11 protein-coding genes are annotated in these 12,133 nt (G+C 52.3%); 3 read left to right on the forward strand and 8 right to left on the reverse strand.

Features of this window, described 5'->3' with window-relative positions:
• Positions 1–9: 9 nt before the first annotated feature.
• The gene (locus DFP95_RS19610; RefSeq protein WP_115994448.1) at positions 10–1,560 is read right to left on the reverse strand and encodes a fumarate hydratase; all 1,551 of its coding nucleotides are present in this window, start codon (positions 1,558–1,560) and stop codon (positions 10–12) included.
• 94 nt (positions 1,561–1,654) lie between these two features.
• On the opposite strand from DFP95_RS19610, the gene yfbR reads away from it, so the two are divergent.
• Entirely contained in the window at positions 1,655–2,245 is a 591-nt protein-coding gene (gene yfbR / locus DFP95_RS19615; protein WP_115994386.1) for a 5'-deoxynucleotidase, read from the forward strand.
• A gap of 32 nt (positions 2,246–2,277) precedes the next feature.
• A complete protein-coding gene (locus DFP95_RS19620) occupies positions 2,278–3,084 on the forward strand; it encodes a sugar phosphate isomerase/epimerase family protein (protein WP_115994449.1) in 807 nt (268 codons plus the stop codon).
• A gap of 51 nt (positions 3,085–3,135) precedes the next feature.
• Here the strand turns inward: DFP95_RS19620 and DFP95_RS19625 are convergent, their stop codons facing one another.
• From DFP95_RS19625 to citZ, 7 genes are all read right to left on the reverse strand, one after another.
• Entirely contained in the window at positions 3,136–3,669 is a 534-nt protein-coding gene (locus DFP95_RS19625) for a cysteine hydrolase family protein (RefSeq protein ID WP_115994387.1), read from the reverse strand.
• 243 nt (positions 3,670–3,912) lie between these two features.
• Positions 3,913–4,203 carry a DUF2277 domain-containing protein gene (locus tag DFP95_RS19630; protein WP_115994388.1) on the reverse strand — a complete coding sequence of 97 codons (291 nt, stop codon included), beginning with the start codon at positions 4,201–4,203 and terminating at the stop codon, positions 3,913–3,915.
• Positions 4,204–4,241: 38 nt separating this feature from the next.
• Positions 4,242–5,477 carry an MDR family MFS transporter gene (locus tag DFP95_RS19635; protein WP_115994450.1) on the reverse strand — a complete coding sequence of 412 codons (1,236 nt, stop codon included), beginning with the start codon at positions 5,475–5,477 and terminating at the stop codon, positions 4,242–4,244.
• 134 nt (positions 5,478–5,611) lie between these two features.
• Entirely contained in the window at positions 5,612–6,049 is a 438-nt protein-coding gene (locus tag DFP95_RS19640) for a DUF2269 family protein (RefSeq protein WP_115994389.1), read from the reverse strand.
• Between the two features lie 157 nt (positions 6,050–6,206).
• A complete protein-coding gene (gene mdh / locus DFP95_RS19645; RefSeq protein ID WP_115994390.1) occupies positions 6,207–7,151 on the reverse strand; it encodes a malate dehydrogenase in 945 nt (314 codons plus the stop codon).
• 574 nt (positions 7,152–7,725) lie between these two features.
• On the reverse strand, positions 7,726–9,018 hold the full coding sequence (gene icd / locus DFP95_RS19650; RefSeq protein WP_115994391.1) for an NADP-dependent isocitrate dehydrogenase: 1,293 nt from the start codon (positions 9,016–9,018) through the stop codon (positions 7,726–7,728).
• Between the two features lie 105 nt (positions 9,019–9,123).
• Positions 9,124–10,239, reverse strand: a complete 1,116-nt coding sequence (gene citZ, locus DFP95_RS19655; RefSeq protein ID WP_115994392.1) for a citrate synthase — start codon at positions 10,237–10,239, stop codon at positions 9,124–9,126.
• Between the two features lie 338 nt (positions 10,240–10,577).
• Here citZ and DFP95_RS19660 point away from each other — a divergent pair, with 338 nt between their 5' ends.
• Positions 10,578–12,119, forward strand: a complete 1,542-nt coding sequence (locus DFP95_RS19660) for a Ppx/GppA phosphatase family protein (protein ID WP_115994393.1) — start codon at positions 10,578–10,580, stop codon at positions 12,117–12,119.
• Positions 12,120–12,133 lie beyond the last annotated feature (14 nt).

Genomic DNA, 12,133 nt, shown 5'->3' on the forward strand with positions numbered 1-12,133 from the left:
CCTTTGATGTTAGACGAATACGGGATCTTTGAACTGGCTGAGCTTGGCTTTGGAATCCTTGTCCACGTCGGCGTGCAAGCTATTCCCGTTCGAATCCATCGTGACGATCGCCGCGAAGCCTTCGACCTGCAGGTGCCACATCGCTTCGGGTATGCCGAATTCCATGAAGTCTACTCCATTTACTTGCTTAATGCACTCGGCATAGTATTGAGCGGCTCCGCCAACGGCATTCAAATAAACGCCTCCGTGCTCTTGAAGGGCAGCCAGCGTTTTCGGTCCCATGCCGCCCTTCCCGATAACGGCCCGCAAGCCGAATTTTTTCATGATATCGCCTTGATACGGCTCCTCGCGGATGCTCGTCGTCGGTCCGGCGCCTTTCACGTGCCATCCTTCGTCGTCTTTAAGCATAACCGGTCCGCAATGATAGATCACCCCGCCGTTTAAATCGATCGGCGCGTCGTGGTCCATTAAATATTTGTGCAAGGCGTCTCTACCCGTATGCATTTCACCGTTCAGAATGACGACGTCCCCTACTTTCAAACCGCGAACGTCTTCCTCCGACAAGGGCATTTGCAGCACGATTTCTTTAGGTTTGGAAGCTTCCGCCGCTGCCGCTGCCTCGTCAGTCGCAGCGTTATCCTGTTCGGTCATCGATACCGATGAGCCGCCTTCGTAAATCCAGCTCTTGATCTCGTGAGTGGATCCGTCGAGCAGCACGCCTTGACGTCTGTAAGCCCAGCAATTGTATGCGACGGAAACGAAGAAACTCGCCGGCAACCGATTGTTGACGCCGACTTTGCAGCCGAGAAGCGTTACGTTGCCGCCAAAGCCCATCGTTCCGATTCCCAGTTGGTTCGACTTGTCCAGAATATACTCTTCGAGCCGCGCAAGCTCGGGAATCGGGTTCACGTCATCCACCGTACGGAACAATTGCTGCTTCGCAAGCTCGTACCCCGTCGTCCTGTCGCCGCCGATGCCCACGCCGATGAAGCCGGCGCTGCAGCCTTGCCCTTGCGCTTGATACACCGCGTGAAGCACGCATTTGCGAATGCCGTCGAGGTCGCGTCCCGCTTTGCCTAACCCTTCGACTTCGCATGGCAGGCTATACTGGATATTCTTATTCTCGCAGCCGCCGCCCTTCAGAATAAGGCGGACGTCGACCTCGTCGCGCTCCCATTGCTCGAAGTGGATGACCGGGGTGCCAGGACCGAGATTGTCTCCCGTATTCGAACCGGTCAGCGAATCTACCGAATTCGTGCGAAGCTTGCCTTCCTTGGTCGCTCTGGCGATCGCGTTCTTGATTTCTCGCTTCATGACGATTTGATTGGCGCCTATGGGAGTATGTACGACGAATGTCGGCATACCGGTATCTTGGCAGATGGGGGAAACGTTGCTTTCCGCCATCTCGATATTCTGGGCAATGGTAGATAGAGACAAGCCTGCGCGCGTCGCGCGGTCTTCCGCCTCGCGGGCAGCGGATATCGCACGGCGTACGTCGGCCGGAAGGTTAGTGGACGTTTCCACGATAAGTTGGTACATGCTTTGTTCGAAGATAGAAATAGACATATTATCGCAAAATCCCCTCTCTGTTCGTCGTTCCTTAATCATTATATAATAGCACATAGATAATAGGTGGGAAAAAGGAGTCAAGTTCATGGCGAATCATTATTTGGCTTATTTATACCGATTGCAAAACATCGAACGCTGGAGTCTGATGAGAAGCACGACGCCGGAAAACGTAGCGGAACATTCCTATCACGTAGCCTTGATCGCCCATTCGCTCGGCAGTATTGCGCGGGAAATATTCAAGCGCGACGTCAATCCCGACGAAGCGGTCACATACGCGCTGTTCCATGATGCCACCGAGGTTTTCACCGGCGATATTCCTACTCCCGTCAAGCATCATAACCCGCAAATTCTGGCGAATTTCCGCGAGATCGAATCGCTTGCCGCCGATCGATTGTTAGCTAGCGTGCCGGAAGAGCTGAAGGAAAGCTATCGGCCACTCTTAGGACGCAAGCCGTCCAATCCCGAGCTCGACAAATTAGTGAAGGCTGCCGATTTGCTGGACGCCTACTTGAAATGCATTACCGAAATGTCGGCAGGCAATCGCGAGTTCGCCACCGCTCGCCGCCAAAGCGAAGAAAAGCTGAGAAAGCTAGATATGCCCGAGGTGGAATGGTTTCTTGAGCATCTGGCGCCCGGCTTCGAAAGAACGATCGACGAGTTATCCGAAGAGGAATAATCAACTTCAAAACAAAGAGGAGAATGGCCGACTTGAAGCTAAAAATATTCAAAGCCCTTTGGGGAATGGAACATCTTCCGCTCGAGCAGCAATTCAAAATGATTTCCGATGCGGGATATTCGGGAATCGAATCCGGCATGCCCGACCAAGCCAGCGAGCAATTATTCCGCCAACTGCTTGCCAAGCACGGTTTAGAGTTCTCGGCCATGGTGTTCACCGACGGCGACCACAAGGAATCGTTCAAGCGGCAGGTCGAACGCGCCGTTACCTTCTCCCCCGTGCTTATCAACGCCCATAGCGCGCGAGACGATATGTCTTACGAGGACCAATTGGACTTTTACCGTTTCTCCATGGATATCGAACAGGCATCGGGTATTCCCATCGCTCATGAAACCCACCGCGGGCGTGCTATGTACACGCCTTGGACGACTGAACGGCTTCTTAAAGATATTCCGGGCTTAAGCCTTTGCGCGGATTTCAGCCATTGGTGCGTCGTCTGCGAATCCTTGCTGGAAAACCAAGGAGAGAGAATGAAGCTGGCTATCGACAGAACCATCCACGTACATACTCGCGTCGGTTACCAGGAAGGCCCGCAAGTCAATCATCCCGCCGCTCCCGAGCATGCCGCCGCTCTTGCCGCGCACTCCGCGTGGTGGCGCGACATTGTCCGCAGCCGGCGCGATCAAGGCGCTAAATCTCTTATCATCGTTCCGGAATTCGGTCCTCCGGGCTACCTTCAAACTCTTCCGTTCACGAACCAGCCCGTTTCCGATCTTTGGGAGGTTTGTCTGTGGATGAAAGGATACGTCGAAAGCCAATCGAAGGAATGGTTAGCCTAAAATAAGGGGTAGAAGATCAGTAACGCTTCTGATCTTCTACCCCTTATTTTCTTAAAAAACGATATCGTTCGTTGCCGTCAGACGGGCGAATGCCCCGCCCAGGACATAGTTATGATGCTCGACGATTTGAGCCGCGGTAAGATTCGCGCTATCGAAGGTGCTATGGGCGTCTTTGACCAAGGTAACCCCATACCCCATGCTGAACGCCCGTCTGCTTGTCGTATCGATGCAGAACTCCGTCTGCATCCCGGCAATGATAAGATTCTCGATGTTTCTCTTGCGTAGCTCTTCCTCAAGTCCCGTCTTATGAAAAGAATCGCAAGTCGTCTTCATAATGACAGATTCCGTTACCAACGGTTGGATTCGCGGATCGATTTGCCAAGTGTGGCTGCCTTCCAGAAACTCGTCGCCGTCGTCGTAACCGGTATGCTGAATATAGATGACCGGAACTTCAGAAGCCCTCGCTTTGCTCACTAAACCCACAATGTTATCCATTACTTCATCCTCGCGATATAAGCTGCTTTCATATGAGAACATCGCGTTCTGGACATCCACGAGCAGCAGCGCCGCGTTTCCCTTTTCCATCGGAAAATGCTCCTTTTCGCTTCAATAGGATTTCATGGCCATTCTCGTTTCCAGGCATATTTCCGCAGCCTGTCGCCAACATGACCATACCGACGATCATGATCATCATGATATAGCGCATATCGAACCTCCCATTATTTCTCTTCTTAACCAAATAGAAGGGAGTATTCCATTCAATGTTGCGCCATGCTTGCTGAGCCAGTATTCCCCGTAGACTTACTCGGATTCTAGGATGCGGTCCGCTTAAACCTCGCTTTGACTATCTTTAGTTCCGAATCTCTTGATCGATCTTGCGCGGGCTCTGGCAATCTCGACTTCGCGATTGCGCGAATCGGCGTTAGTCACAAGAGATTCCAGTAAAACGCGAGCAGCTTCCGTTACCTCTTGAATCGCGCGGTTAAACGCGGCTTCGTTCGCTTTCGAAGGCTCGTTGAAGCCGGAAAGCTTCCTTACGAATTGCAACGAGGCGGCTTGTATTTCTTCCGCGGTAGCTGGGGGCTCGAAATTAAAGAGGGTTTTGATATTCCGGCACATGGCTATCTCCTTTGAATATTCGTTTTTATCCCATCATACTACACTCCGACGCGCTCGTCCCGAGCGTATTTCTTGATTACTCGGTATTGCGCGTAGCCCGCAACGACAAGCAATACGGCTATCGCTGCGAACAACGCTTGTCCGTTCGCCCAACTGAGCATCAGCCCGCCTAAGATCGGACCCAGTCCTCTCGATAACAGTTGGCTAGTTCCGTACACTGAAAAATAAAAACCTCGCTGGTCTTCCGGAGCCATGACGGAAACGGCCTTCTGAATATGCGGACCGAAGATCATCTCTCCAATGGTGAATACGAACTCGGCAACGAATAACCATATCACGATGCTGGAAAAGCCGTAACCTAGCGAAACGCTTGCAAACAGAACATACGAGACGCCGATCACGATATGCGAGGGCATCGGCTCCGTGCGCTTGGCTATCCATATCTGCAAGGTGATGACCATTATTCCGTTGAAAGTAAGGATCGCCGCAAGCACCGTTCGGAAGTTGTCGAAGTTCGTTTGGAGATGCAGCGGAAAAGTCGATTCGACCTGCGCATAGAGCAATCCGACGGGTAAGCTAAGCAACGTCATCCACAACAAAGTCCGATGCTGGGTCCATGAAAACTTCGGTTTCTTGCTTGCCGGGTTATCAGTAGACGCGGCTATTCCCTTATTCAAGATCAACGGAGCCGTCTCCGGCAACTTAAACCAGACGATCAAACCGTATAACACGAACGACACGGCTGATATCATGAAAACGGCAGAAGGATTCCAACTGAACATCAGTAGACCAAGTACGGGTCCAACCGCCGCTCCGACGTTAAACGCCGTATGCATAAGGGCGAACACTTCCGCTCTTTTCTCCGGAGCTACCATATCGGTAATTTGGGCATTCGCCGCCGGCATATACAAGGCGAACCCAATTCCGTTAACGATCGAGATCAGGGCATATTGCCAGACATGGTCCGCGAAGACGTACCCGACCATGCACAGCATTTGAAGAATCAAAGCCATTATGATTAAAGGTTTGCGGCCGTACCTGTCGCTCCATCCGCCTCCGTACCAGCTTACGAACAGTCCGCACAAGGGCTGAAGGCCGACGATGATCATCGGCAGGATGACCGAGCCTTCCATCTGATCGTACAGGTAAAGGACGAGAAACGGTCGTATCATGAAACCCGTAATCGTCGTTAACGCAGCGCCCAGCACCCGAATCCAAATCCCGCTGTCATAGCGGCCAAGCAAATTCGCGATTAACGCTTGAATTTTGTTCATATCCATCATGTCCAATCCGGAAAAAAGAATAGTAAAGAACAAATTATAGCACACCATTTTGTAACAAAACTAAGCAAAAACCCTCGATCACGTTATCCGTGAGCGAGGGTTCCTTTAGTTTGTTGTTGGGTTGATTATACCTTCGTCCATGGATCTTGCATGATCCAAATAATGACGATGAATATAATGAAAGTAATGACGCTAAGCGTTTGCACTCTCGAAATCGACGAGCTGGCATTTTGTCCCTTAGCCGCGTCGGCCGCTATTCTCTTCAACGGAGCTTGCACAATTCCGGTTAAAGCACCGGTTGCAACGAATAATACGATTACCGTAACCATCCAAGCAACGGTGTAATCAGGCATTTCCGAGTTGGAGATCAAATATCCACCCGTTAGCAATTGCAACACGAGCGAGTATTGTCCGAACCGTCCAGCCGCTACGAGCCCGCTAGCCAGTCCTTCTTGGGCTGTACCCGACAGCTGTTTGAATTTCCCCACCACAAACGGCATGATCGCGTAAATTCCCATTCCTACTGCACCTACTATGTGCAAAAACAACATCACCTTTAACATTCGCCGTTCCCTCCAATAGTTATCGAACTAAGACAACCTCAGTATACACAAATAATGGAACGAACAAAACCTTAGATCGTGAAACAATACGAAACCTACATGATTTTATGAAAAAAGAGAGCCCGAAGGCCCCCTTTACGTGGCAAAAAATCGAATATTACGCGTTATCGACGATCTGAATGACGTTACGAACCGATTGGGCGGATTTCTCGAGCGCCGCCTTCTCGTCGTCGGTCAGATCGATTTCGATAATCTTCTCGATTCCGTTGCCGCCCAAGATCGCGAGCACGCCCATGAACAGATTGTCGTATCCGTATTCGCCTTGCAGAAGCGCTATGACGGGAAGGATACGCTTCTTGTCCTTCAGAATCGCTTCCGTCATTTGTACAAGCGAAGCCGCTGGCGCATAATACGCGCTTCCGTTACCAAGCAGGTTCACGATTTCGCCGCCGCCGACGCGCGTACGTTGCACGATCGCGTCGATGCGCTCCTTCGGCAGAAGGTTCTCGACCGGAATGCCTCCGACCGACGTATAACGCACGAGAGGAACCATATCGTCGCCGTGGCCGCCCATTACGACGCCGCGAACGTCTTCGACGGATACGTTAAGCTCTTGCGCGAGGAACGTATTGTAACGGGCCGTATCCAGAACTCCCGATTGACCTATTACGCGGTTTTTCGGAAAGCCCAGCGCTTTATTAGCCACGTAAGTCATTGCGTCGACCGGGTTGGACAAGATGATCACGTAAGCGTTCGGGCTAGTCGCTTTAATGTTCTCGCAAACGGATTTCACGATGCCAGCGTTCGTGTTCACCAGATCGTCCCGGCTCATTCCCGGCTTGCGCGCGATACCCGCCGTAATGATAACGACGTCGGAATCAGCGGAATCCGCATAGTCGGAAGTTCCTACGATCTTCGAATCGATGCCCTGTACCGGCGTGGATTCCATCATATCCAATGCTTTGCCTTTAGTCGGATTCTCAAGCTGAGGGATATCAAGAAGAACGACGTCGCCTAGTTCCTTCTGAGCTAACATAAGCGCAGTAGTCGCGCCGGTGAAACCGGCGCCCACAACCGTAATTTTCGCACGTTTGATTGCCACTTATATTTCCTCCTTAATCTAAGCCCCTTGCTTTCCGCAAGTAGACTAAACAACGAAGTTAATTCCATCGAAAATCTCGTTTAATTACAAAAATACATTTAATTCAGCCCAAGTTCCCGCTTACGCACGATACCAGACAAATTAAATGTACTTTTGCACCTATTCTCTTATGCCCCGTTCTTTGCCCTAATATAACTACCGTGATCTTTGGAGCGCGAAGCAGCTCCGTCACCCTTAGATGCGCGAAGCAGCATCAACCTAGAGAGCGAGCGAAGCAAGCTCCATCACCACCAACCTCGCAGTAGTCCATCATTCGGAGAAAGTGACGACAAGCGAAGCGAGTCGCCACGCCTCTCCGAGAAGATGGACGCCTCCGTAGCACCAGCCCCGCTCCGACCGCTCGTTGGTGACTCATCGCGCGAAGGCGGGTGTCCAGAGGGCTGCAAGCCCTTGGAATCCCCCTTGGAAAGGGGGACTTAGGGGGATCGATCCCTCCCCGAGAAGGGGACGAGGCGGTAAAAAGCCTCCCCGGCGAGGGGAATAATAATGGCCCCCCGCAGGGGATAAAGAATTTCTAGAAGTTCTTAATAATTTCGTCCGCAAACGCCGAGCACTTAACCTCGGTTGCACCCTCCATCAAACGAGCGAAATCGTAAGTTACGACTTTGCTGTTGATCGAAGTTTCCAAGCCTTTGTAGATCAATTCGGCAGCTTCCAACCAGCCCAGATGCTCAAGCATCATAACGCCGGACAAGATGACCGAACCCGGATTTACGACGTCTTTGTCCGCGTATTTCGGCGCTGTGCCGTGAGTCGCTTCGAAGATGGCATGTCCGGTCAAGTAGTTGATGTTGGCTCCCGGTGCGATACCGATGCCGCCGACTTGGGCAGCCAACGCGTCGGACAGGTAATCGCCGTTCAGGTTCAATGTAGCGATAACGTCGAAATCGGTTGGACGAGTCAGAACTTGTTGGAGGGCGATATCGGCGATCGCATCCTTGATCAGGATTTTGCCGGAATCTAGAGCGGCTTTCTGAGCTGCGTTAGCTGCTTCTTCGCCTTTATCCGCTTTGATGTTATCGTATTCGGACCATGTGAATACTTTGTCTCCGAATTCCGCTTCGGCCACTTCGTAACCCCAGTTTTTGAACGCGCCTTCGGTGTATTTCATGATATTGCCTTTATGAACGAGCGTTACGGATTTGCGGCCGTGTTTGATCGCGTATTCGATAGCTGCGCGCACTAGGCGCTTGGAGCCGTCTTCGGATACGGGCTTGATGCCGATACCGGAAGTTTCCGGGAAACGAATTTTGTTAACGCCCATTTCCTTTTGCAGGAACTCAAGCACTTTCTTAACTTGCTCCGTGCCGGCTTGGTACTCGATGCCCGCGTAGATATCTTCAGTGTTCTCGCGGAAAATAACCATGTCCACAAGCTCCGGACGTTTAACGGGAGAAGGAACTCCGTCGAAATAACGAACCGGGCGCAAGCAAACGTAAAGGTCAAGCTCTTGGCGAAGCGCGACGTTCAAAGAACGAATACCGCCGCCGATCGGTGTCGTCAGAGGACCTTTGATCGCGATGATCATCTCGCGAATCGCGGTCAAAGTGTCGGCCGGCAACCATTCGCCATATGCGTTGAATGCTTTCTCGCCTGCGAATACTTCGTACCATGCGATTTCCTTCTCGCCGTTGTAGGCTTTCGCTACTGCTGCGTCAAGCACGCGTTTGGAAGCTTTCCAGATGTCGCGGCCGGTGCCGTCGCCCTCGATGAACGGGATGATCGGGTTGTTTGGAACTTTCAGTACGCCGTTGTCTACAGTGATTTTTTGACCGGAAGTCGGTGCTGCGAATTTTTCGAGTTTCATAAATGATTTCTCCTCCTGAGGTTCACGTTGATTGTCGCAAAGAACCGGCGGCTTGTATCCACGCACGATGGCAATGGAGGCAACCCGCCGGCAATATCATTCAATTTAGCCACGCTTGGCGATAGGCACGTAATGCTGGTCCACAGGACCGACATAGTCCGCGCGCGGACGAATTAACCGGTTGTCTTGATATTGCTCCAAAATGTGCGCGGTCCATCCGGATACGCGGCTGATCGCGAAGATCGGGGTGAACAGGTCGCGCGGAATTCCGAGCATCGTATAACATGAAGCGGAATAGAAATCGACGTTCGGCTTCAAGCCCTTCTGCCCGGTTACGAGATCTTCGATCTTGATCGACATCTCGTACAGCGTCATGTCGCCGTTCAGCTCGCCGAGCTGACGAGACATCTGCATCAAGTGCTTGGCGCGAGGATCGCCGTTCTTGTAGACGCGGTGACCGAAGCCCATCACTTTCTCTTTGTTGTTCAGCTTGTTCTGAATGAACGGCTCTACGTTCTCCAGGGAGCCGATCTCGTCCAGCATGACCATTACCGCTTCGTTAGCTCCTCCATGCAGAGGACCCTTCAGTGCGCCAATAGCAGACGTTACGCCGGAATAGATATCGGACAGAGTGGCGACCGTAACGCGCGCAGCGAACGTGGATGCGTTAAGCTCGTGGTCCGCGTGAAGCACGAGCGCCTTGTCCATGGCTTCGATCGCGACTTGCGCCGGCTCTTCACCGGTCAGCATGTACAAGAAATTATGGGCGATGCCTACGCCTTTCTTGGGAGCGATCGGTTCTTTGCCGTCGCGTATGCGAGCGTATGCCGCGACTACCGTCGGCAGTTGAGCTTGCAGCTTAACTGCTTTGCGGTAGTTCGACTCGCCGCTCATGTCGTTGGCTTCGCCGTCGAATAGAGCCAAGCTCGATACGACCGTACGCAAAGCAGCCATGGAGTTGCTGCCTTTAGGATACAGGCGCAAGCCCGCGATCACGTCGGCGGGAACGGCGGCGTATTCGCCGAACTGCGCGATAAGCCCGTCCAATTCCGATTGAGTCGGCAGCTTGCCATGCCATAGTAAGTAAGCGACTTCTTCGAATGTCGCTTGTTCCGCTAATTCGTCGATGTTAATGCCTTGGTACGTCAAGACGCCGTCAATGATGGAGCTGATCGACGATTTCGCCGCGACGATACCTTCAAGGCCTTTAGTTGCTGTCATATTTTCTCTCTCCTTTGTCCGGAAATTCAGATCAATCGGCTTGTCTTACCCGGTTGCCGAATTGAAGTCAAGATAAGTCTGCGCGAGAGCATGACGCGCTCCCGGCTCAATAACAAACGCAAACCGCGAATAACTTAACATTTTTGACCTTTTTTAATGATAATCGATTTTACCGGGGAATGGAACCGATATGGGCATCAAATTGTTTTATCGGCATCATAACTAATCGTTCTTGAATTCCTGGCAACATTAGTCATTCGCTTAAAACCTCTAATTATTCCCGCCTATTCTTTGTGATACAATGATACGAAGCGTTCGTAAGGCAGGAGGTCGATGACATGAATACAAACACTAATCAGATAACCGGAATTATAGATATCGGATCGAATACCGTTCGCTTGTCCGTATACCAACTAACCGATAACGGAGCCTACAGAGTCGTGGATCAGGGGCGCTGGCCCGCCCGTCTTAGCCAACGGATGGATAAGGACGGCTCATTGTTGACCGAAGCCATCGAAGAGCTCGCGGAGGTGCTCAGGCACTTCAGGAGAATCTGCGAGAAACACGGGGCGGAGAATATCCGCGCGGTGGCGACGGCGGCGATTCGGCAAGCCGTGAATAGAAATGCCATTATCCGGCACCTATTCGAAGCAACCGGCATAGAGGTGGAAATATTGTCCGGCGAGGACGAAGCCCGAATCGGAAGCAGGGCCATGCTGAACAGTCTCAGCCTAACAGAATGCTTCGTCGTCGATATCGGCGGAGGAAGCACCGAAATCAGCTTGATCCGCGATAGAAAGGTTGTCCGGGCGGTTTCTTTTCCGATCGGATGCGTGAATACGACCGCTAAATACGCTATCGGGGACGGTCACGTTCCGCCAGCCTTGCTAGCGGACATCCAATCGGATGTTCGAAGGCTGCTCGGACGGGAGAAATGGATCTCGAAGCACCCGGGTCTCCCCCTCATTGGCCTGGGAGGCACCGTTCGCGCGTTAGCCAAGCTGCATCAGCGCGAATCCAATTATCCGTTTCCCCACCTGCACGGCTACCAATTGAGCATTCTCGACATCTCCTCGACGCTGGATCAACTGGCGGCGATCAACGTCGATCAACGGCGGAAGCTTCCGGGACTGTCCAAAGACCGGGGGGACGTTATCGTTCCCGGCCTCGCCATTCTATTAGGCGTGTTGCAGCAAACCCAAACTTCTCGGCTCGTCGTATGCGGCGCCGGATTGCGGGACGGATTGTTTTTCGAAACCTGCCTCCCTCATCATCGTCCGGACTCGGATGACTACGTGTTGGAAGAAAGCATTCGCAATCTTAGCGCATTATATCCGGTTGCTCCGGAAGAGCATCTTCAGCAGGTGCGGAGATTAGCATTGGCCCTGTTCGATCAATTAACGTCCGTCAAGCCGATGCCGATCGCCGATCGCCGTTTGCTCGAAACGGCCGCAAGATTGTTCCGGATCGGCGCCGTCATCGACTTCAACGACAGCGCGGACCATACTTTCTACATGCTTCTGCATACGCACTGGAACGGGTTAACCCATCGGGAAATGATCATGACCGCAGCCATTGCCTCGTATCGCGGAGCCAATCCTCTGAGAAGGAAGCTCGCTCCATACAGACTTATGTTCGAGGAAGGGGATATCGAGGCCATCTCCAAGCTCGGCTCGTTGCTGCAGCTTGCCGCCGCGCTGGATCGAAGCGAATCCCAGGCGATCACTTCCCTAGAGCTTTCGTTCAAAGGTAACCAACTGCGATTGATCGCCGACGCCGGGCACCCGCTCCCGGTGGAGCAGATGGAAGTGGAAAATTGCGTTAAGGAAATCAAAAAAAATTGGGGAATTACCCCCGAACTCATCGTCCGAATCAGGTAATCCCCCGCATGTCC

Source organism: Cohnella lupini (assembly GCF_003386205.1).
Classification (GTDB): Bacteria; Bacillota; Bacilli; order Paenibacillales; family Paenibacillaceae; genus Cohnella; species Cohnella lupini.